The following is a 21911-nucleotide window of genomic DNA, read 5'->3' as shown; positions in this document are numbered from 1 at the left end:
TTACCAGATTCTTTACTTTTAAACTGCATGGTATCAAAGCATGTTATCAGCACATGAAAATCATTGAATGTCCACGCGACGCCATGCAAGGGCTGCCGGATTTTATTCCGACACCGTTAAAGTTACAGTACCTGCAGCAGTTGCTCACCGTCGGGTTTGACACCATCGACTTTGGTAGCTTTGTTTCACCGGCGGCAATCCCGCAGATGCGCGACACGGCTGAGGTACTGGCCGGCCTGGATCTGAGCAACACGCGGTCCAAATTACTGGCCATTGTTGCCAATACCCGCGGTGCGATCGACGCTGCACGCTTTGAGCAGATCACATACCTGGGATTCCCGCTTTCTATTTCGGAAACCTTCCAACGTCGGAATACCAACAAAACGATTGCTGAGGCGCTCCATACCTTGAACGAGATCCAGGATATTTGTAAAAAGAGCAATAAAACACTCGTAACCTACATCAGCATGGGTTTCGGAAACCCCTATGGTGATCCGTACGACACCGCGCTGGTGATGCAGTTTGTTGAGCTGCTGATTGCCCGTGGCATTTCGATCATCTCACTGGCCGATACGGTTGGCGTTGCAGAGGCCGTCAGTGTGCGTGCGTTGTTCCAATCACTGGCGCAGGAATATCCGGCGATAGAGCTTGGAGTACACTTACATGCTACGCCGGCTACTGCTATGACAAAGATCGCTGCGGCGTTTGAGGCAGGATGCAAACGCTTTGACGGTGCTATACGCGGTTACGGTGGTTGCCCAATGGCCAATGATGACCTGGTGGGCAATCTTCCTACCGAAACAATTCTTTCGTATCTGCAGACCCAGGGCGTAGTGTTTGACCTGGACCGTCACGCGTTTGAAAGGTCGCTAAAACTGGCGGATGAAATATTTCCAAAGCATTGAAAATATTACTTCGTGCCATGCAAGGAGGATTAATCCTGTACTTTTGTTTAAACTAGATAATGATTATGAGGGCCGTCGTACCTTTTATATGTTTCGTGTTGATTTCAGGAGGGGTGATTGCGCAAGATCCCAAAGACGCTAAGGGATATACGCAAAAGGGGCGCGAACTGTACGAGAAACACGAGTTCATGGAAGCGTTGCTGAACATAAACAAAGCCATCGAGCTTGACAAGAACTTTGCAGCAGCGTATTACCTGCGCGGTAACATCAAAGATAATTTTGATGATCGCCATGGCGCCATGAAGGACTATAACTCGGCCATCGAGAAGAATGCTAAGTTTGCCGATGCGTTCTTTGCACGCGGTAATGTCAAAATGAAGTTACAGGATTTTTACGGCGCCATTGCCGACTATACTTCCGCCATTACCATCAACGAAAACTATATCGAGGCATACTTTAACCGCGGCAAGGCCAAGCAATACCTGGAAGCGTACGAAGACGCCATCAACGATTGCTCGAAGATCATCGAGATCAATCCCAAGAACGTTGACGCGTTTTACATGCGCGGCATCTTGCGCATCAATTTTGGTGATCTGAAGAATGGTTGTCTCGACCTGAGCAAAGCCGGTGAGCTCGGCGACCTCAAAGCCTACGAGGCAATCAAAGAAAAGTGTAATCAGAAAGACTAATTAAGCCACAGCCATCGCTGCCGATTTACCGGGAGCCGGCATATTGATGCGGTAAGCGCTACCGGGCATCGGGGTGATTATTCCTTTTAGCTCCAGCGTTAATAGAATGCTTGCCAACTGGCCGGGAGGAAGTCCTGATCTTCCGCTCAAGGCATCGATCATCAACGGCGCAGCACTTTCCCACAACGTTCGTAACACAGCTTGTTCTTCTGGCTCGTAGTCGCTGTATGCCGGCGCGACATTCATCACGGCCACAGGTCGGGGCGTCTCCCAGTTCATGATATACTCCAGGTCTTTTACAGACGTGAGTAAATTGGCCTTATGGGCCTTGATAAGTTGGTTGCAGCCGTTAGAGTATTGTTGGCGGATGCTTCCCGGGTACGCAAATACATCTTTGAAATAGCCATTGGCCAGGTCGGCGGTAATTAATGCGCCTCCTTTATCGGCGGCTTCTACAACGACAAGGGCATCGCAGAGGCCTGCAATGATGCGGTTACGGGCAGGGAAGTTATGCGCGTCGGGTTTTGTCCCGAAGGGATTCTCGGTCACCAGGCCGCCCTGCTGTAACATCTTGCGCGCAGTGTCACTGTGCATAGCGGGGTAGATCACATCGATACCGCTTCCCAGCACGCCTACGGTAGACAGGCCGTATTTAAGGGCCAAACGGTGTGCTTGTATGTCAATGCCATAGGCCAGTCCACTCAGCACCAGGGCATCGTGCGCCGCCAGTCCTTCGAGCAATGACTCGAGGCAGGTCGTTCCATATTCGGTGGATCTGCGGGTACCAACAACGGCAACAATTTTTTTATGTTCCAGGTTGAGATTGCCCTGCAGGTATAAAAGCGAAGGAGCATCTTCGATGGTCCGTAAGCGCGAGGGGTACTGCGGATCGGTATAAAGCACCATGGAGACACCGGCCTTTCGGGCGCGCGTTAATTCTTCTTCGGCATGCTTCCACGACCGCCCTTGACGGATGGCGTCAGCAGTGACCGGACCAACGCCCGGTATCTGCAGAAGAGTAGTGCGCGAAGCGCGAAAAACATCTTGAGCCGAGCCACAGTATGTTACCAGCTGCCGCAACGTGCGGCCGCCAATGCCCGGAATAAAATGAAGTGCAATGCTGGACAGCCTGTTTTGATCCATAAGAATAACACACAAAAGATACCCTAAGATATATTTCCAACGCCGTCTTTCAAACGACCGCAAAGAATATTTTATCCCTGCAGCTTGTCACGCATCTCCACCAGGAAGCTTCTCACGCGTTTCAGAGACTCGATCATTTCCATCTTGTCGCGCACAGCCTGCGTATCGTTGCGCAGCATCTCTTTGGCACCTTGCAACGTAAAACCTTTCTCTTTTACCAGGTGGTAAATGGTCCGTACATTGTCAATGTCTTCCTTGGTAAACTGGCGATTACCCTTCCGATTCTTTTTAGGCTTGATAAGGTCGAATTCAGACTCCCAAAAACGGATGAGTGACGGTGCAACGGTGAACATTTCAGCTACTTCCCCAATCGAGAAATATAGCTTTTCAATTTCCTTTTCTTTATACGCCATGTTACTGAGCAAGGTAAGTAATTAAACCTTCTTCGTCAATTCGTATTCTCGTTTCCGGAAAATCTTTTTTAGTCAGTTCCTGAATCTTTTTTAGAACTTGCTGCTGCGGATCGACGCGTACGCCAGTGCCATAGGTCTGGTATGTCGATATGATACGTCCCTGGAAGAATTTACCGGTTCGGTCGGTATAGACCTTTACGATAGGGGCCATTCCGTTGACTCCCGTCACACTAATGCCGCGATAGGTACAGAAGTTACCCATGCTATAGGCGATGAAGCGGTCTTTATAGACCTCAATGGCGCGCGTAACATGCGGGCCGTGTCCGAAAATGATGTCGGCTCCGGCGTCGATCAGCGTATGCGAAAACTTGTAAACATCGCCGCGGTCCTCGCCGTGAAATAATTCATGTGTGCGGGGTACATTTTGATACTGTGCGCCTTCCGCGCCGCCGTGAAACGACACAACGATGATATCCACGAGAGAGTCGAGATGCTTTACCAGGGCCCTGGCACCTTCCAGGTCGTTCAGCGGCACGCAATTGCTGTTGGGAGCGAAAGCCACCAGGCCATATCGCACGCTGTCCTTTGTAAAAATGACAGTCTTCTGGTTCATCTGGCCGGCGTGGAGAATGCCTGCGGCCGAAAGGGTCTTCATGCTGCTACTGCGGCCCGCCTCCCCGAAGTCCCCGGCATGGTTATTCGCCAGGCTCATCATGTCAAAGCCTGCACTGACCAGGTTTTTAACGTAACGCGTTGGCGTGCGGAACACATAGCACACTTTCGGATCTTTACAGGTCTTGGGAGTACCCCCGGAATCAAGCAACGTGCCTTCCAGGTTGCCAAACGTAACATCGGCATCGCGCAGAATCGGTTCAACCTCCTTCATCAGAAAGCTACCGTCGGCAGAAGGCAGTTTATCCTCCGGGTAGGAGGTACCCATCATGATGTCGCCCACGCCCACAATGGTGAGTGTATCTTTCTGGACAAACGCCACGGTGTCGCCGGAGGCCGCTTGGCGCCCGGTGGAATCGGGCGTTACCTGGGCCAGGCAAAGGGTGGAGAAATTAAATAAGCTGACCAGTAATAAGATGCGCATCATCAACGATTTATGTGAGCGCAAAGAAACAGAGAATTGGCAACGAGTCAAAGCCTGCACGCAAGTTTTGACCCTGAAAAACATCAGTCGAGCGGGCGGTCTTGGCGGCTACCGATCTCGATCAGTTTTTGATACTCCTTGTTGCTCAGGTCGCGTTGAAAGAAATTGATCGGGTTTACGTGTTCCCCCTTGAACAACACTTCATAGTGCAAGTGCGCGGCCACCGAGTTTCCGGTGCTGCCCACATACCCAATCACCTGGCCACGTTTTACCACGTCGCCTTCCCTGACAGCAAAAGCTGACATGTGTGCATACCGGGTTTCAAAACTGTAGTGATGGTTGATATACACGACGTTTCCGTACGAGCTTGATGTATAGGCCATTGTCACCTTACCGTCGCCCGTGGCATAGATCGGCGTGCCAGAAGGTGCCGAGAAATCGAGACCTTTGTGATCCATGTATTTGTGAAAGATCGGGTGGAACCGCGAGCCGTAGGTCAGGTGTAATTGGTCGAGCTGTTTGTTGCTGATGGGTTGAATGGCGGGGCGTGAAGACCAGGCTTCGAGCTTTTCGTTCACCATCGCCTTCAGTTTGTCATACGACTGTACTTCGACATCCAATTGGTGCCGAAGGTTTTGAATGGAAGTATAACTGTTAAGTACTACCGGAAAATCGCCCAGGACCTCCTTGTCGATTTTGATACTACCACCAACACCGGCCTGACGCTCGCTGGGTTGCAGCGGTTCTGCGTCGAGGATCACGCGGTAGTTATGGTCGTCTTTTTCGATTAACTGTTGTAGCTCCGCCGTGGCTTTGCGCGTACGGTTTTCGAGTACCTGCCATTGTACCTTCAGGGCGTGGTTCCTCTCTTGAAGGATGATCTCATCGATTGATCCCACCTGGAGTACATAGCCGTAGTAAGCCGCCAGGGCCACTGTCAGCGACGCACAGAAATAGGTAGCGTACCGTTTCCACCGGGCTTTGCCTTTCAGGCGCCAGGGCTCGTACCGGCACGTCTCTGCGTTATATTGGTATTGAATGCGTGCCATTAATCGAGCGACTGGTTTTGTTTCTTGCTGCGTTCAAGCAGTTGGTTATGTTGCTTGGTCGTCATATTCTCGATAAAATACAAGACCGGGTCGACGTGCTCGCCATCGCGGATCACTTCATAATGCAGGTGTGGAGCAATGGAGCCACCGCTGTTACCAACGGTACCGATAGCGGCACCTTTTGAAACCCGCTGTCCGGTCTTTACATGAATTTCTTCTAAGTGAGCGTAGCGCGTGGACAAGCCGTTACCATGATCGATCACGATCGAGTTACCATAACCCGCCTGCAATTCGCTCTTGTTAATGCCGCTGACGTGCCCGCCGGCGGTAGCGCGTACCACGGTGCCACGCGGAGCCACCAGATCGACACCAGGATGCAGATAGAGTCCTTTGTGAAATGGATTAACGCGCTTGCCAAAGCCCGACACCAGAGCGTCGGGATTAGTTTCATCCAATGGCTGGATAGAAGGCAGCGATGTAAGCAATGCAATGTCGTCAGGTTCTACATGAATGCTTTCACCAAAGGCGCGATTGGTGCCGGCCGACTTGGCCGACAATTCGGCGGATCGGTCGCCGATTACTTTCAGCAACGAACGGAATCCGGAAGCATCGGCCACCAGTACATCTTCCTTGTGTACGGACGGCAACGCCGTGCTGGTTTCCGGTGGGGCAGTATTAAAAAGCTTGGTATACAGATCCTTCTCCTGCGTGCGCAGGGTAGCAAGGGTTGTTTCAATAGCCTCGAGGTTCTCTTCTAACGGAAGCTTATTTTCTCTTAAAGTCCTATTCTCAGCACGTAACGCGTGTTCATAGTCGGTCTCGACAAAGCGGTTGTGTAAAAATACGATCATCGTCAGGAGCAACGCAGACAGCGACAAGATACTGAACACAGCCCCCAGAGCACCTTGCCACGTCACGCGTGAGCGCTCGTACTGACAGGTCTTCGGGTTATAGATGTACTTCGGATGGGTCATGTGATTCGCGAAGAGGTTCTTATCAGCAGGTCGTCGAAAGCCAGAAAAAATTCTCCGATACCTGCTTAATCTCTGTCATCTGCGGTTAATTTTGTGATTTTCCGTTCCGAATTTTGTCGGATCAACGGGCTAATATAGTAAAAAACACATAGTAGCAAGCTTAAACAAGGTATCAGGCAATGGATTCGGGTTCGATCAGACGTAAGTTTCTAGAGTTTTTTGAGAAAAAAGGCCACACGATCGTGCCTTCAGCACCCCTGGTACTGAAGAACGATCCCACACTTTTGTTTACAAATTCGGGCATGGTCCAGTTCAAGGACTACTTCCTGGGCAACGCCCAGCCGAAAAACCCGCGCGTGGCCGATACCCAGAAGTGCCTGCGTGTCAGCGGGAAACACAACGACCTGGAAGAGGTAGGGATCGACACCTATCACCACACCATGTTCGAGATGCTCGGCAATTGGTCCTTTGGCGATTACTTTAAAAAAGAGGCCATCGCCTGGTCGTGGGAACTGCTAACCGAAGAATACAAACTTCCCAAAGATCGACTCTATGTCACTGTATTTGAAGGCGATGCAAAAGAAAATCTGCCATTCGACCAGGATGCCTACAATTTTTGGAAGGAACACATAGCGGAAGACCACATCCTGCGTGGCAATAAAAAAGATAACTTCTGGGAAATGGGGGAAACAGGCCCATGCGGTCCGTGCTCGGAAATCCACGTTGACCTACGTTCTGATGAAGAAGTGAAAAAACTGCCTGGTAAAGAGCTCGTTAACCAAAGCCATCCTCAGGTGATTGAGATCTGGAACAACGTGTTTATGGAGTTCAACCGCAAGGCTGATAAATCGCTGGAGAAGCTCCCTGCCCAACACGTCGACACCGGCATGGGCTTTGAACGCTTGTGCATGGCGATCCAGAAAAAGACCTCAAACTATGACACCGATGTATTTACGCCCCTGTTGAGCTTCATCGGCCAGGCAGCCGGCGTGACATATAAGGATAATGAGAAGACTGACATCGCCATGCGGGTTATTGCCGACCACGTGCGGGCAGTGGCCTTTGCCATTGCGGACGGTCAGCTACCATCCAATACAGGAGCAGGATATGTTATTCGCCGCATCCTGCGCCGTGCCGTGCGTTATGGCTTTACATTCTTGAATTTTAAAGAACCATTTATCTATAAACTGGTCCCCGTATTGGGCAACCAGTTGAAAGAAGTATTCCCGGAACTGGAGTCGCAAAAAGAGTATGTCGGCAAAGTGATCTTCGAAGAAGAGACCTCGTTCCTGCGTACGTTGGAAAAAGGTCTGAAACGACTCGACATCATTCAGTCCGAGCTGAAAGGCCAGGTCATCTCCGGCACACTGGCATTTGAACTATACGACACATTCGGCTTCCCGATCGACTTGACGTCGCTCATTGCCCGGGAGCGGGGTCTATCGGTGGACGAAGACAGCTTCAAAGCCGAGATGGAAAAACAAAAGTCGCGCTCCAAAGCCGATGCAGCGAAGGAGACAGGAGACTGGATTACCGTCGGCGCAGACGTGAAGCCCGAATTTATAGGGTATGACCACCAGGAAGCAGACGTACGCATCTTACGTTACCGCAAGATTAAACAAAAGAATAAAGAGCTCTTCCAATTGGTATTTGATCGTACACCATTCTATGCGGAAAGCGGTGGCCAGGTAGGGGATACCGGCTATATCGAAAGCGTCAACGAGAAAATATATATACACGACACCCGCAAGGAAAACGAGCTTATCGTGCATTTCACGGAGACGCTGCCGGAAAACTTGCAGGCAACGTTTCATGCGCAAATAGACAAGCAGAAGCGCCAGCTGAGCATGGACAACCACTCGGCTACACACTTGTTGCACGCGGCCCTGCGCCAGGTGCTCGGCAAACACGTAGAGCAGAAAGGCTCGTTGGTAAACGATCGCATGCTGCGTTTTGACTTTTCACACTTCTCGGCCATGACAGCCGAAGAGATTCAGAAGGTAGAGCATATCGTGAATCAAAAGGTCCGCGAAAACATTGCACTGGATGAGAGACGCAACGTTCCCATCGAGGACGCAAAGAAGCTTGGCGCGACGGCATTGTTTGGCGAGAAATACGGCGACTTTGTGCGCGTCATAACATTTGATCCGAAGTTCTCCATCGAGCTTTGCGGTGGTACACACGTACCGGCTACAGGCCAGATTGGATTGTTCAAGATCGTATCCGAAAGCTCCGTGGCCGCAGGCGTACGACGCATCGAAGCGATCACAGCCGACGAGGCTGAACGCTATGTAAGTGAATCGCTCGGGCTGCTCGACCAGGTACGGGAACTGCTCAAAAATCCGAAAGACCTCCTGGCGTCGACCCAGGGATTATTAGAGGAAAAACACGCATTGGAAAAAAAGCTCGAAGCCTTCCAGCAGGAGCAAGCCAATCAGTTAAAAGACCAGTTGGCGTCGCGTGCGCAACAGATCAACGGCTATCACCTCATTCTCGAGAAAGTCACCGTCTCCAGTGCCGACGCACTAAAAAACATAGCATATGGCCTGCGCAATCAGTTTGACGACCTGTTGTTGGTATTAGCCGCCGACGTCGAAGGCAAACCCCAGGTAGCCGTTATGTTGGGTGAGAAGCTTGCCGAAACCAACCGTTACCATGCCGGCAACATGGTGAAGGAGCTTGCCAGGGAAATCGGCGGCGGTGGCGGCGGTCAGCCATTTTTTGCTACCGCTGGTGGAAAGAACCTCGACGGGTTGAGTGCTGTGCTGGAAAAAGCACGTAAATTGATCCAGTAAGTGCCTATACGCTTAATACTACAGAGTTATAAGACATGAATAAGTCCAACCGCGAAAAATACACCCTGGTAATCGGCCTGGAAGTACACGCCCAGCTGTTAACGAAGAGTAAAATATACAACACCGATTCGACCGAATACGGTAGTATGCCCAATACCAACGTGGGCGTGATCACGCTGGCACACCCGGGCACGCTGCCGCGGCTGAACAAACGCGTGGCCGAATATGCTATAAAGATGGGCCTGGCCTGTCACTCGAGCATCACCCGGTTTAACATCTTTGACCGTAAAAATTACTTTTACCCCGATCTTCCGAAAGGCTACCAGATCACACAAGACCGGACGCCGATTTGTAAAGGAGGAACTGTTACCATCACCATCAAAGACGAAGGTGATAAGGTGGTCCGGCTGAACCGGATTCACATCGAAGAAGATGCTGGCAAGTCCATGCACTTGGCCGCGGAGACCGACACCCTGGTGGACTTTAACCGCGCCGGTGTGCCACTGATCGAAATCGTAAGTGAGCCTGACATGCGTACCTCGGACGAAGCCTACGCATTCCTGACAGAAGTACGGAAGCTGGTGCGTTACCTCGACATCTGTGACGGTAACATGGAAGAAGGCTCGCTGCGCTGTGACGCCAACATCTCCGTGATGCTGAAAGGCTCAGACGTGTATGGTAAAAAGGTGGAGGTGAAAAACATGAACTCCATCCGCAACGTACAGCGGGCCATCGAGCACGAGTTCGATCGTCAGATTGAAATGATCGAACGCGGGGAGACGATCATATCCGAAACCCGTACGTTTGATGCGGGAGATGGTATGACCTACGGCATGCGTACGAAGGAAGAGCTGAACGACTATCGCTACTTCCCCGATCCGGACTTGAGCCCGATGCAGATCTCCGACCGCTGGCTCGAAGAGATCAAGGCCTCCATGCCCGCACTTCCCCGCGAGCTGTATCAAAAGTACGTAACGACCTACGGCCTGTCGGACTACGACGCGCACGTATTAACCGACACGAAAGAAGTAGCGCTGTATTTTGAGGAAGTATGCAAGCTGACCCAGAACTACAAAGCAGCGTCCAACTGGGTAATGGGCCCGGTAAAATCCTATCTCAACGAGCTTACCCTGTCAGCCGACGAGTTTCCGTTGTCTCCAAAGATCATTGCCGAGATAATTACGTTAATAGACGAAGGGAAGGTCAACTTTGGAACAGCTTCGCAACGCGTGTTCCCCGAATTGTTAAAGAATCCGGGAAAAACAGCGCTGGAAGTTGCCCAACAGCTAAACCTCATTCAAGACAGTAATCAGGACTCGATCTTGCCCATTGTCGAACAGGTGATCAAAGAATTTCCACTGAAAGTGGAGGAATATAAAAACGGCAAGAAGGGGATCATCTCCATGTTTATGGGAGAAGTCATGAAGCGAAGCAAAGGCAAAGCCGACCCGAAAGTAGCGACCCAATTGTTAACCAAGAAACTGGAAGAAATATGAACGTAGCACATCGATACCGCACATCAGGCAACCCGTTGCGAAGCTTCTGGAGCCGGCTCAACGCCCTCAGCTTTATGATGCTGGTGCTGGGCTTCTCCTGCTCATCAACAAGCAAAGAAGAGTCGGCAGCCGACGAAGCCGTTGTCGAAGGCTGGACCGTCGTCGTCAGTGGCAAGGTAGGCTACCCCCAGGCCGGTGGAAAGATCACCATCCAGGAGTTAAATGCCTCCGGTGCGCCGGGATGGCAAGACACCATTCAACTGAAGAGCAACTATACATATTCTAAAACGGTCAAGCTGTCGGCACCTGGTTACTATAAACTGACATTCTTCGACCGTCAGCAGGTAGACTTTATACTCTTTAAAAGCAACGTGCAAATTAATGTAGACGGCAACGACGCACGCGGTTTTGTAGAGATCAAAGGCTCGCCCGAGATTGATGTCATTCGTCAGGCCCAGAGCATCATGGCGGAAGCCGAGCGCTCGCCGACGATTGCAAAACTGAACGAAGATTTCACAGCCGCGGTACAAGCGAAAGATGACGCTAAGATCGCGCAGATACAGACTACATATCAGCAGGAGATTGCTAAGACACACGAAAAGCTGGCCGAGTACCTCCGCAGCCAACCGGCGTCACTGGGCACCATCAACTTGCTGCAAAGCAACGTGCTGGACAAAGATCAATATATGTCCACCTATGTCGCGGTAGCCGAAAAGCTGAAGAAAGAGTGGCCGCAGTATGCCGTCGCAAAAGAATTTGCCAGCATGGTAGACCGCATGAAGGTATTGTCGATCGGCCAGGTAGCACCAGAAATTTCACTGCCCGATACAACGGGCAACGTGGTAAAATTGTCCTCCCTCAAAGGTAAATATGTACTCGTAGACTTCTGGGCAAAATGGTGCGGCCCCTGTCGCCAGGAAAACCCCAACGTCGTGCGTGCCTTCCAGAAATATAAGGACAAAGGCTTTACCGTATTCGGCGTGTCGCTGGATCGCAATAAGAAAGATTGGGTTCAGGCGATCAAACAAGACGGCCTGGCGTGGACACACGTGTCTGACCTAAAGTACTGGCAGTCAGAAGCAGCGAAGACCTATAACATTACAGGTATACCATTCTCGCTGTTGCTAGATCCCGATGGCAAGATCATCGCCAAAAACTTGCGTGGCGCTGCCCTGGACAATAAACTGAACGAGATCTTTGCAAAAAAATAAAATAAGCATGACCAGCAAGTTGCTGTTGCTTGCCGTAGGTATCGTGGTCGTTGCATCCTGTACGATGCGCGAAAAGAAAGAGGAAAAAGTCCCCGTCGCATACACCATGACATCGTTCCGGCTCGAATCGGCCGGTGGCTGTGCGACCGACTCGACGGCGTGTGCCTCGTATGAGATAGACTATCCGGTATTTACCGGGTTAGACTCGATGGTAAACGTCGTCATCTCCAAACGCATTCTTCTAACCGCCGACATGGGCAACCCCGAGCAACGCGGTAAGACCATGGAGGAGGTCGCCCACGATTTTATTCAAGACTTCGAGAAATTCACAAAGGAATTCCCCGATCCTTCCGGTGGTTGGTATTATGGCGCCACCGTATCGGTGGTGCTGCTGAACGATACCTTATTGACACTCGCCACGCAGGATGAATACTTCACGGGCGGTGCCCACGGGGGTGGCGGTAAATATTTCATCAACATCGACCCGCGCAACGGCCGCGATATTACGCTCGATGATATTTTTAAGCCTGGCTATGAGGCCGCGCTGACGACACAAGGCGAGCAGGCCTTCCGCAAAGCACGGGAGATGGCCGACACGACTTCGCTTCAACAGCAGGCCTTCGAGTTTCCCGACAACAAGTTTCAGCTAAACAAAAACTACGGGTTTACACAAGACGGCGTTACGTTTTATTACAACAGCTACGAGGTGGCCTCTTACGCCGCTGGCCCCACGGAGATTCATATACCGTATACAGCACTCACGGCCTGGCGGAAGTAGAAGCCAGGCCCGCAGTATTCTTGAGCACCAACAACGACGTTTTTCCAGAAGCCCATTGTTGAATTAATGGCCGGGGCACACCCGTATCAAAGTCCAATGCACCGATCAACAGATCCGGATAATGATCATGGTTTAGATCAGTTGTTTCCATTGTAATCCATCGCCCCCCGGCAGCGAGGGAAGTAGTATAGGCATGAAAGCTCCCGCCCGTATTTTCATAATACACAAATCCTTGCTCGGCATGCTCGCGGAAGTCGGGAAAAAAAGAAATGGCAGCGATGTCAAGGTCGCCGTCGCGATCAAAGTCCTGGGTACTGGTTTGAAACGCTCCATGAAGCGGTAAAAAGAAAGATTCCGTAAACCGGTTAGTACCGTCATTCAGAAATAGGCGCACACCGTGATAAGGTTTGAGAATAGGGGAGTAGTCGGCATTGTCACCATTACTGTAGACAATATCAGGATGTTGATCGTGATTAAAATCAACCAGCTCGAAGAAACTGCTGCCATAGACAGGCGGAAAGCGAAGCAGTGTCGTTACGCGAAACTTAAACTGGCCATAATTAAGCAAGAGTATAATGCGTTCGTCTCCTTGCGTAAGCAACGCCGCGATGTCGGGCAATCCGTTATTGTCGAAGTCACGTAGAATAGTCTTCCGCGCACCGGCACCGGTAGCCAATACGTGCTTTTTTAAAGTACCATCGGCCTGGCCTTCATACGCGAGCAAGGCACCCGTGTGGTTTCCAAAAGCACACACCAGGTAATCTTGGCGCCCGTCAGCATTTAAATCTGTCTGCTGAAAATGTACCGGACGCTGCAATGAATCGATCAGACCAAACGCAGTGCCGGTGTCCGGCTGAACCCACACCTGCCCGCGCGTAGCGTCGTTAGGATCCATAATTCCCATGGAAAGAAATATACGTTGATGATCATCCACAATCATGGCCGAAGGTGGACCAGGCAATGTGAGCGAGTCCTTTTTGACCAGATCTTCGGTCAGGGTATATACCTTAGACAAGCGCGTGCCCACGAAAAGCTGACGATGGAGTGTGTCCGCCTGAATCATCGTGATAAGCGGTGGCGTCGGTAGGTAATAAGGCATAGCATCAAACTGATGTAACGGCTGTGTCACGAGAGCGGTAGGTAACGTAAGTGTATCGGGAGCATGTCGTTGATAATATGCTTTGATATGCTCGAATTCTTCCTCCGAAAGCATCGGCTTGTCGGGCAAAATACGCATCAGGGCGTTGCGCTCATCTTCATCCATTTGAACGAGCTGATTCATACTTTCGAATCCCATCCGCAGGGCCATAGCAGGCATGATCCGCTCCGCCCACAACGCTTTGGGTAATAGCCCCGGTTCAGGATAAGCGTGGCAGCTCCCGCAGTATTGGCGGGCCAGTCGCTCGTCCCGGCGCTCGGGCGTTTCACAACCCAACGGTAACAAACCACAACCTATACCGATCAACGCGGCGGGTAAGAATCGGGTGATAAAATGCAAAGACACTAGCGCGCGCTGGTAAAGCTGTAGGCGATCAGGTTAGCACCCATACGGAGAGCCTGTTGCCGTTTTTCTTCGGGATCGTTATGAATACGACGGTCTTCCCAACCGTTGCCCAAATCACACTCGAACGAATAAAACACGACTAACCGGCCTTCATAGATCAGGCCGAAGCCTTGTGCTGGCTTTGCATCGTGCTCGTGAATCTTCGGCAATCCACGCGGAAAATCGAATTTCTGATGGTAGATAGCATGATCAAAGGGAAGCTCTATCAACTCCAGCTCAGGAAACACTTTTTTTAATTCGAGCCGTATAAACTTATCGAGTCCATAATTGTCATCGATGTGCAGAAACCCACCGCCCGTAAGATACTTGCGCAGGTTGGCAGCGTCGGCTTCTGAAAACACCACATTGCCGTGCCCTGTCATGTAGACGTATGGATACAAAAAAATATCACGGCTGCCCACTTCCACCACATCTTCCTCCGGCGCCAGACTCGTGTTTAATTCCTGATTGCAAAACTTAATGAGGTTGGGCAAGGCAGTTTTATTGGCATACCAGTCACCGCCACCAGGATATTTCAGTTTGGCTATCTTGACAGCAATCTGACTGCTGGCATTCAACGGCACCGCCAGCAGGAAATACAAAAAAACACTATATCTTAATCTTACGTTACGTTTTATCATGGGTACGCTTTTCGTATACCTGTTCCCAGGTTACTTTTCACCTTTCAAGCGTTTAAAACTAAGCAACTACGCGATATGACCAAAAGACCCTTCAAGATTCATCAACTTTTTCTGGTCGGTAGCCTTCTGATCGGCGCCAGCCTGCTCGAAGCCTGTAAAGACGAAATAGTCGGCCGGGCCGACCTCGAAGCTGTGCCGGAAGAGGCCCTGACCGAATCCTTCTACCAGGATTTGGACGACTTGGGCAGCGTAGCATTGCAAGAGCCCACCGACGACCAGTATGCCGGCGGCCGCACCGCCGCAACCATCACTGTCGACGACGACCGATTTGACTGCAACAATGTCGTTGTCACCGTACAACCCGCAGCAGGCTCGACCCTGCAAAACCCGCAAGGCGTCATCACTATCGACTTTGGTACGATTGGTTGTGCCGACCCACGCAATGTCCTCCGTCAGGGGAAATTGCACATTGTCTATTCCGGTCGACGGTTCATGCCCAACTCCCGCATCATCATCACCCCGGAGAACTATTCCGTCAGCGCCGTGAAAATCGAAGGCGTCCGCACGTCTGTAAATGTTTCGACCAGCACCGAAGCCGTGCCGTCCTTCCACGTCACCCTGGCCGACGGCCGCGCCACATTCCCCGACGGCACCACCATGACCCGTACGTCCGACATCACCTGGACCTGGAAACGCAACGAAAACCCCCTGAATGACGAACGCATCGTCGTGGCCGGCAGCACCGCTGGCGGCACTACCCGCACGGGCGTAGCCTACTCGGTATCAGTCGACGAAGACCTTGTATACCAACGCACCTGCCTGATCGCAGTAGACGGCGTAAAAGATTACATAATCAACAACACCAAAGACATCTCCGTCGACTACGGCTACGAAGACTGTCAACACGTAAGCATCACCGCTAACCGAGTCACCAAAGGTGTAAAGGTTTACTAGTCGTAAAAGGCCCCATAATTGCCACCCCACCTTAACGCGACCATACAGCGACCTGATAGCGATATTCAGCCATACCTAAATAGGGTCATACCCGTATCAAAGCCGTACTTACAGCCTACATAAGGCATACTAACACCATCCCTACGCCCGAAATTTGCCATCCTGAACTTTCTCCTGCATGCACGCGGTCGTATATTGCACCAATCTTGACTAGACAACTACCATGAAGCAATACCTCGACCTGATGCGCGATATTTTGGAGAACGGCGCGAAGAAGACGGATAGAACGGGCACAGGCACATTATCGCTTTTTGGCCGCCAGCTGCGGTTTGACCTTTCCGAAGGATTTCCATTGGTAACGACCAAAAAGCTCCACCTCCGCTCCATCATACACGAGCTGTTGTGGTTTTTGAAGGGTGAGACCAACATCAAGTACCTGAACGACAACAAAGTGACCATCTGGGATGAGTGGGCCGACGAAAATGGCGAGTTGGGCCCCGTCTATGGTCAACAATGGCGCAGCTGGCCGGCACCCGACGGCCGTCGGATCGCCCAGATTTCTCTGCTCATGCAGCCGCTTAAGCAAAAACCCGATTCACGCCGCCACATCGTAAGTGCCTGGAACCCAGCTGAGGTCGACCAAATGGCCTTGCCCCCCTGTCACGCCCTTTTTCAGTTCTACGTAGCCGACGGTAAGCTCTCCTGCCAGCTGTACCAGCGCAGTGCCGACTTCTTCCTGGGCGTACCCTTTAACATTGCCTCCTACGCATTGCTCACAGAAATGATAGCCCAGCAATGCGACCTGCAGCCGGGCGACTTCGTCTGGACTGGTGGTGACGTACACTTATACACCAATCACCTGGAACAGGCTCAGTTGCAGCTCACACGCACGCCACTACCGCTGCCCAGGCTGAAGATTGCCCGCAAACCGGCATCGATCTTCGACTATGTCTTCGAAGATTTTGAGATCGTCGACTACCAGGCGCACCCTTCCATCAAGGCTCCTATAGCCGTGTAAGGCATTTAATGCCATTACCTTACACCGGATGTAAATCCGGGAAGTAATCCGAACCTTTTTGTTCGCATCCCACGTTATAGACTGAAACCGGAAACGATTGCGGAATGAAGTGGTTATGCGTTGCCCTACTCGTATTTTTACTCCCTGAGGACGCACCCTACAGGGCAGGCGACGATTTTGAAGCCAGGTTAAAATTCGAGCTCAAACCGCGTCACGCAGCGCCCGTCGCCCAGGGCTACAGCAGCCTTCGATCTGACATCCACCAGGCGCCGCCGTTATTACCCTTCTTAACAATAGACTTTAAAGTACTCCGGCTCTATCCCGGCGAAGTACGCGTACGCATAGAAGATGGTATGGGCGAGACCGTATTGTCGCGTAAAGTAACTGAGGGGATGGCTCTACCGCTGGTGCTGGGATTTACCGATGATCTGAAAGGCCACCCCGACGGCTATGCTTATTCAATCTACTTCATGACCCAGGATCGCGAAGTCACCAGTCGGGTTGTTATCTTCTTCGAAGAGAACGGCATTTTTCGGATCAACGGCGAGCCCCGGGGTAAAATTTAACCGCTTCTATAAATAACAATTCATTAACAACGCTTCCGCCTGGATCGTAGCATCTTGCTTTCGTATTTTTGAGCTTTTGGTCCAATCATATTCCACCGAATGAAGCGACTTATAGTTATCTTTTTCCTCGTACCGGTTTACGTATTCTCCCAACAACAGCCCGATGCATCCCGCATCCACCAGCGTCTTAAAAAACTGGGCGTGCTCACATCCGTGTTGTATATGGCCGCACACCCCGACGACGAGAACACCCGCGTAATCACCCACTTCGCCAACGACCGCCTGGCCACCACGGCGTATCTTTCACTGACGCGCGGTGACGGCGGGCAAAACCTGATCGGTCCCGAAATGCGCGACCAGTTAGGGGTATTGCGTACACAAGAATTATTAGCCGCACGCCGCATAGACGGAGGGCAGCAATTCTTTACACGTGCCAACGACTTCGGTTTTTCTAAGTCGCCCAAAGAGACCTTTAAAATCTGGGGCGAAGAAGAGATTCTTTCGGACGTAGTGACGATTATCCGGCAATACCAGCCCGATGTCATCATCACACGATTCCCACCCGACGAACGTGCCGGCCACGGCCACCATACCGCGTCGGCCATACTCGCCGAGAAAGGTTTTGAAGCAGCAGCCCGTGCCGATCAATACCCCGACCAGGCACGCGAGCTCGGAGCCTGGCAGGTAAAACGGTTATATACCAATACCGGTCGCTGGTGGAATACATCCATCAACGAAAATACACCCGGTGTGGTCACGCTGCCGGTAGGAGGGTATAGCCCCCTCTTGGGCATGTCATATACCGAGATCGCAGCCATCAGCCGCAGTCAACACCGCAGCCAGGGCTTTGGCTCTGCCGGTACCCGCGGCGACCAGCCCGAGTACCTGGAGTACGTACGCGGCCAGCGCGCCGAGAAAGATCTGTTCGAAGGAATTAATACCACCTGGACACGCCTGCAAGGGGGAGAACGTATTCAGCCGTTGGTCGATAAGCTTATTGCAAGCTTCCGGCACGAAGCACCAGCCGAAAGTGTACCCGCCCTGTTGCAGATTCGTCAGGAGATGCTCAAGCTGTCGCCCAGCGTGTGGCGAGACCGTAAATTAGACGAAGTGGAACAGCTCGTGCAGGACTGCCTCGGCCTCTATGTCGAAGCAACCGCCAATACCTATCAATCGGCTGCTGGCCAATCCGTACGCACGACCTTGGAATTAGTAAATCGTTCCTCGACGACAGTATCCATCGTACGCATCGTGGCGCGTGGTCTCGGCTTCGACTCCACGTGTTCGGTGCCGCTAAAGAATAACATGCTGGTGAACATCAAAACAACAAAGACCATAAAAACGCGCGAGTTCTCGTCACCCTACTGGTTGTCCGAACCGCACAGCATCGGCCGGTTTACCGTGCAAGACCCGCGTCTGATCGGGCAAGCCGAAAATCCCCCGGCCATCAGCGTATCCGTCTTATACAACGTTGGTGGACAGGTGATCACGATCACACGTCCGCTGATCTACAAATGGACCGACCCCTCGCGGGGTGAGCTGTCACGTCCATTCCAGGTCGTACCACCGGTAGTCGTGACGTTGAGCAGCACCGTGCTGATCTTTCCTGACACAACATCGCGTACCATAAATGTTACACTGGTGGCAACGGGTAACGGCACCGTACAAGGCGGCTTACGCCTCGAAGCTCCTGCCGGGTGGAAGATCACGCCGAATAGCATTCCCTTTAAGCTCACGTTCCGTGACGAAGAGCAGGTGGTATCATTCCGCGTATCGCCGTCATCCGTTGAGGAAACGCAAACATTGAAAGCCTTTGCCGTAGTCGACAAGGCTGGCACGTTTGATCGTAGCATGCAAAACATCCAATACGATCATATTCCAACCCAAACATTACTGCCGCACGCAGAGGCCCGACTCGTGCGCGTAGCGTTAAAGAAAAATGGATCCGTCGTGGGCTATATCAAAGGCGCTGGCGACGACATACCCACGGCCTTGCGCGTCATGGGCTACGATGTGCTCGAGCTAAAACTCGAAGAGATCACGGCCGACAACCTGCGTCGCCTGGACGCCGTAGTCCTGGGCATTCGCGCCTGGAACACACAAGAACGCCTCAAGTTCTACATGCCCATACTGTTACAGTATGTAGAGCAGGGCGGAGCGTTGATTACCCAATACAACACGTCGGGTGGTGTAGACGCCAGTTTGCTGGCACCGTACCCGCTGACGATCTCGCGCGACCGCGTGACCGAAGAGGACGCCGTAGTCACCATCCTCAAGCCCGACCACCGTGTCATGCAGACACCTAACAAAATTACCCAGGCGGATTTTTCGGGATGGGTGCAGGAGCGGGGCCTATACTTTCCCAACCCGTGGGATCAGCGGTATGAAGCAATTCTGTCCATGAACGATACTGGCGAATCGCCCGCGAAAAACGGTAGCTTGCTCGTGGCACAATATGGCAGCGGCTATTTTGTATATACCGGCCTGTCGTTCTTCCGCGAGCTGCCCGAGGGAGTGCCCGGCGCATACCGCCTGTTTGCCAACCTGGTCTCATTGGGTAAAAAGCCTGCGGCCCCTGTGGCCCGCAAAGGCTCCAAACGAAAAAAACAAAAATAACCCGGTACTGCCATGAGCTCCACCACGCCCGATAGACCTCCGGTATTTAAACACTGGCGCACCTGGTACTGGCTTGTACTGGGTGTACTGGTCGTACAGATCCTGCTATATTCCTGGTTAACCCGGTTGTTTCTATGAATACGCTTGACTGGTGCATCTTGTTCGGCACGTTGATCTTCATCGTGCTCTATGGCACCTGGAAGACCCGGGGTAATAAAAACATCGAGGGATACCTGAAGGGCGACAACAGCATGCGCTGGTGGATGATGGGCGTGTCCATCATGGCCACGCAAGCCAGCGCCGTCACGTTCCTGTCCACACCGGGGCAAGCCATCGAGGACGGCATGCGCTTTCTCCAGTTCTACTTTGGATTGCCCATCGCCATGGTGATCATCTCCATCACCATGGTGCCGATCTACTACAAATTAAAAGTATTCACAGCCTACGAGTATCTCGAAAGCCGGTTTGATCTAAAGACACGTCTGCTCGCAGCCATCCTGTTCTTGATCTTGCGCGGACTCTCCGCAGGCATCACGTTGTTCGCACCGGCATTGGTCTTGTCAACCATTCTTGGATGGTCCACACCGGTCACGACAATCCTGATCGGTGGATTCGTGATCATCTATGTAACCGCCGGCGGTACAAAAGCCGTCAGCCTGACACAGCGTCAACAGATGGCGGTAATTATGGGCGGCATGATTCTCGCGGGCATCCTCGCGTATACCATGTTGCCAAAAAATGTCTCTTTCACCGACACGGTAAAGCTCGCAGGCTCATTGGGAAGAATGAACATCATCAATACCGAGTTCAACTTAAACGATCGCTACAACATCTGGTCCGGTCTCATTGCTGGCACCTTTTTGTTTCTTTCGTACTTCGGTACAGACCAATCACAAGTATCGCGTTACCTGAGCGGAACCTCCATCACCGAAAGCCGCCTGGGATTGATCTTTAACGGCCTGCTAAAAATTCCGATGCAGTTCATGATCCTCTTTATCGGTGTATTGGTATTTGTATTTTATCTCTTCAACCAACCGCCCGTATTTCACAATGTCGTATTAAAAGAGCGGGCGCAACAGACACCCCAGGGGGAGCAGCTACACGTCTATGAGCAACAGTACGATGCGCTCTTCCTGGAAAAACGTCAATCAGTCGACCGCCTGGTAGACGCGATCCAACACGACGATGCCGCGCAGGTGGATGTACTCAAAGAAGAAGTCAAAGGACTCGAAGCGCGCGAGCGCGTACTGCGCGATTCGGTGCGCGCTACCATAGCAACTGCGGTGCCCGGCGCTAAGGTCCAAGACCGCGACTACATCTTCCTGAACTTCGTGTTACAACATCTGCCCAACGGTATCATCGGTCTTTTGCTCGCTGTCATCTTTTCGGCAGCCATGTCTTCCATGGCCGGCGAGCTAAACGCGCTGGCGTCAACGACGACCGTCGATATTTATAAGCGATCGTTAAAGGCCGAAGCCAGCGAAAAACACTACCTGCGTGCATCGCAGGGCTTTACCGTGTTATGGGCACTCCTGGCCATGGTCTTTGCCATGCTGGCAACCTTTGCGGAAAACCTGATCCAGTTTGTGAACATCGTCGGGTCGTTATTCTACGGTACCATCCTGGGAATCTTCCTCACAGCATTCTATTTAAAGCGCGTGCAGTCCAATGCGGTCTTCTGGGCGGCGATCATTGCCGAAGCCGTGGTATTGTTCTGTTATTATAGCTTCCGCGAAGACATTGCCTTTCTATTATATAATGTGATCGGCTGCGGCGTCGTGATCATTCTTGCCCTTATTTTTCAGGTATTCACCAAACGTACACATCCGGCTCAGTAACCGGGTGTGTACGTTATGTGGTAATATGAAATCTCTATAAATGTATACTGTACCCGATCGGGTACCTGAAAAGTAAGGTATCTGAGTTGCCACTTGTATAGTTTTCAAACGCATACGTGTAGAATCGAAAAATAAGTGCCGCATTGTACGGGATATATAATTTATTTTTTATTACTTCACGAACGT

19 protein-coding genes are annotated in these 21911 nt (G+C 51.7%); 12 read left to right on the top strand and 7 right to left on the bottom strand.

Going from position 1 to position 21911, the window contains the following annotated elements; genetic code table 11:
- Positions 1–53: 53 nt before the first annotated feature.
- Positions 54–905, top strand: coding sequence for a hydroxymethylglutaryl-CoA lyase-like TIM-barrel protein (locus KK062_RS09925; protein ID WP_254084135.1), 852 nt, complete (start codon positions 54–56; stop codon positions 903–905).
- A 65-nt stretch (positions 906–970) separates the two neighbouring features.
- A complete protein-coding gene (locus KK062_RS09920) occupies positions 971–1594 on the top strand; it encodes a tetratricopeptide repeat protein (protein WP_254084134.1) in 624 nt (207 codons plus the stop codon).
- On the opposite strand, the gene dprA is transcribed toward KK062_RS09920, so the two are convergent.
- From dprA to KK062_RS09895, 5 genes are all read right to left on the bottom strand, one after another.
- On the bottom strand, positions 1595–2737 hold the full coding sequence (dprA, locus tag KK062_RS09915) for a DNA-processing protein DprA (RefSeq protein ID WP_254084133.1): 1143 nt from the start codon (positions 2735–2737) through the stop codon (positions 1595–1597).
- A 71-nt stretch (positions 2738–2808) separates the two neighbouring features.
- Entirely contained in the window at positions 2809–3150 is a 342-nt protein-coding gene (locus KK062_RS09910) for a MerR family transcriptional regulator (RefSeq protein ID WP_254084132.1), read from the bottom strand.
- 1 nt (position 3151) lies between these two features.
- Positions 3152–4249 (bottom strand): CapA family protein, encoded by a 1098-nt coding sequence (locus KK062_RS09905; protein ID WP_254084131.1) that lies wholly within the window; start codon positions 4247–4249, stop codon positions 3152–3154.
- Positions 4250–4329: 80 nt separating this feature from the next.
- Positions 4330–5295, bottom strand: a complete 966-nt coding sequence (locus KK062_RS09900; protein ID WP_254084130.1) for a M23 family metallopeptidase — start codon at positions 5293–5295, stop codon at positions 4330–4332.
- Positions 5295–6269, bottom strand: coding sequence for a M23 family metallopeptidase (locus KK062_RS09895; RefSeq protein ID WP_254084129.1), 975 nt, complete (start codon positions 6267–6269; stop codon positions 5295–5297). The genes KK062_RS09900 and KK062_RS09895 overlap by 1 nt, the downstream gene beginning before the upstream one ends.
- A gap of 179 nt (positions 6270–6448) precedes the next feature.
- On the opposite strand from KK062_RS09895, the gene alaS reads away from it, so the two are divergent.
- Genes alaS through KK062_RS09875 form a run of 4 tightly spaced genes read left to right on the top strand, consistent with a single transcriptional unit; the run spans position 6449 to position 12549 of the window.
- Positions 6449–9064 (top strand): alanine--tRNA ligase, encoded by a 2616-nt coding sequence (alaS, locus tag KK062_RS09890; protein WP_254084128.1) that lies wholly within the window; start codon positions 6449–6451, stop codon positions 9062–9064.
- A gap of 35 nt (positions 9065–9099) precedes the next feature.
- Positions 9100–10560, top strand: coding sequence for an Asp-tRNA(Asn)/Glu-tRNA(Gln) amidotransferase subunit GatB (gene gatB / locus KK062_RS09885; RefSeq protein ID WP_254084127.1), 1461 nt, complete (start codon positions 9100–9102; stop codon positions 10558–10560).
- Positions 10557–11771, top strand: coding sequence for a peroxiredoxin family protein (locus KK062_RS09880; RefSeq protein WP_254084126.1), 1215 nt, complete (start codon positions 10557–10559; stop codon positions 11769–11771). The genes gatB and KK062_RS09880 overlap by 4 nt, the downstream gene beginning before the upstream one ends.
- 7 nt (positions 11772–11778) lie before the next feature.
- Entirely contained in the window at positions 11779–12549 is a 771-nt protein-coding gene (locus tag KK062_RS09875) for a DUF3298 and DUF4163 domain-containing protein (RefSeq protein WP_254084125.1), read from the top strand.
- Here KK062_RS09875 and KK062_RS09870 read toward each other — a convergent pair.
- Complete coding sequence (locus KK062_RS09870) at positions 12530–14053, bottom strand: FG-GAP repeat domain-containing protein (protein WP_254084124.1); 1524 nt, start codon at positions 14051–14053, stop codon at positions 12530–12532. The genes KK062_RS09875 and KK062_RS09870 overlap by 20 nt on opposite strands.
- Complete coding sequence (locus tag KK062_RS09865) at positions 14053–14733, bottom strand: DUF4159 domain-containing protein (RefSeq protein WP_254084123.1); 681 nt, start codon at positions 14731–14733, stop codon at positions 14053–14055. Before KK062_RS09865 ends, KK062_RS09870 begins: the two co-directional genes overlap by 1 nt.
- A gap of 75 nt (positions 14734–14808) precedes the next feature.
- On the opposite strand from KK062_RS09865, the gene KK062_RS09860 reads away from it, so the two are divergent.
- From KK062_RS09860 to KK062_RS09840, 6 genes are all read left to right on the top strand, one after another.
- Entirely contained in the window at positions 14809–15687 is an 879-nt protein-coding gene (locus tag KK062_RS09860; RefSeq protein WP_254084122.1) for a hypothetical protein, read from the top strand.
- A 223-nt stretch (positions 15688–15910) separates the two neighbouring features.
- Positions 15911–16705 (top strand): thymidylate synthase, encoded by a 795-nt coding sequence (thyA, locus tag KK062_RS09855; protein ID WP_254084121.1) that lies wholly within the window; start codon positions 15911–15913, stop codon positions 16703–16705.
- 104 nt (positions 16706–16809) lie between these two features.
- A complete protein-coding gene (locus KK062_RS09850; RefSeq protein ID WP_254084120.1) occupies positions 16810–17271 on the top strand; it encodes a hypothetical protein in 462 nt (153 codons plus the stop codon).
- A 99-nt stretch (positions 17272–17370) separates the two neighbouring features.
- Entirely contained in the window at positions 17371–19887 is a 2517-nt protein-coding gene (locus KK062_RS09845) for a PIG-L family deacetylase (protein WP_254084119.1), read from the top strand.
- Between the two features lie 12 nt (positions 19888–19899).
- The gene (locus tag KK062_RS30700; protein ID WP_262899189.1) at positions 19900–20025 is read left to right on the top strand and encodes a hypothetical protein; all 126 of its coding nucleotides are present in this window, start codon (positions 19900–19902) and stop codon (positions 20023–20025) included.
- Positions 20022–21725, top strand: coding sequence for a sodium:solute symporter family protein (locus KK062_RS09840; RefSeq protein ID WP_254084118.1), 1704 nt, complete (start codon positions 20022–20024; stop codon positions 21723–21725). Before KK062_RS30700 ends, KK062_RS09840 begins: the two co-directional genes overlap by 4 nt.
- The last annotated feature ends 186 nt before the right edge of the window (positions 21726–21911 follow it).

Source organism: Dawidia cretensis (assembly GCF_018598175.1).
GTDB classification, from domain to species: domain Bacteria; phylum Bacteroidota; class Bacteroidia; order Cytophagales; family Cyclobacteriaceae; genus Ohtaekwangia; species Ohtaekwangia cretensis.
Note: the sequence above shows the minus strand (reverse complement) of the source record. Positions and strands in the feature narration are given on the sequence as shown.

Coding starts and splice junctions, on each gene's coding strand:
- KK062_RS09895 (WP_254084129.1), bottom strand. CDS start 6,269: ATGACCCATCCGAAGTACATCTATAACCCGAAGACCTGTCAGTACGAG.
- KK062_RS09840 (WP_254084118.1), top strand. CDS start 20,022: ATGAATACGCTTGACTGGTGCATCTTGTTCGGCACGTTGATCTTCATC.
- dprA (WP_254084133.1), bottom strand. CDS start 2,737: ATGGATCAAAACAGGCTGTCCAGCATTGCACTTCATTTTATTCCGGGC.
- KK062_RS09925 (WP_254084135.1), top strand. CDS start 54: ATGAAAATCATTGAATGTCCACGCGACGCCATGCAAGGGCTGCCGGAT.
- KK062_RS09865 (WP_254084123.1), bottom strand. CDS start 14,733: ATGATAAAACGTAACGTAAGATTAAGATATAGTGTTTTTTTGTATTTC.
- KK062_RS30700 (WP_262899189.1), top strand. CDS start 19,900: ATGAGCTCCACCACGCCCGATAGACCTCCGGTATTTAAACACTGGCGC.
- KK062_RS09910 (WP_254084132.1), bottom strand. CDS start 3,150: ATGGCGTATAAAGAAAAGGAAATTGAAAAGCTATATTTCTCGATTGGG.
- KK062_RS09875 (WP_254084125.1), top strand. CDS start 11,779: ATGACCAGCAAGTTGCTGTTGCTTGCCGTAGGTATCGTGGTCGTTGCA.
- KK062_RS09880 (WP_254084126.1), top strand. CDS start 10,557: ATGAACGTAGCACATCGATACCGCACATCAGGCAACCCGTTGCGAAGC.
- alaS (WP_254084128.1), top strand. CDS start 6,449: ATGGATTCGGGTTCGATCAGACGTAAGTTTCTAGAGTTTTTTGAGAAA.
- thyA (WP_254084121.1), top strand. CDS start 15,911: ATGAAGCAATACCTCGACCTGATGCGCGATATTTTGGAGAACGGCGCG.
- KK062_RS09845 (WP_254084119.1), top strand. CDS start 17,371: ATGAAGCGACTTATAGTTATCTTTTTCCTCGTACCGGTTTACGTATTC.
- KK062_RS09860 (WP_254084122.1), top strand. CDS start 14,809: ATGACCAAAAGACCCTTCAAGATTCATCAACTTTTTCTGGTCGGTAGC.
- KK062_RS09905 (WP_254084131.1), bottom strand. CDS start 4,249: ATGATGCGCATCTTATTACTGGTCAGCTTATTTAATTTCTCCACCCTT.
- gatB (WP_254084127.1), top strand. CDS start 9,100: ATGAATAAGTCCAACCGCGAAAAATACACCCTGGTAATCGGCCTGGAA.
- KK062_RS09850 (WP_254084120.1), top strand. CDS start 16,810: ATGAAGTGGTTATGCGTTGCCCTACTCGTATTTTTACTCCCTGAGGAC.
- KK062_RS09920 (WP_254084134.1), top strand. CDS start 971: ATGAGGGCCGTCGTACCTTTTATATGTTTCGTGTTGATTTCAGGAGGG.
- KK062_RS09900 (WP_254084130.1), bottom strand. CDS start 5,295: ATGGCACGCATTCAATACCAATATAACGCAGAGACGTGCCGGTACGAG.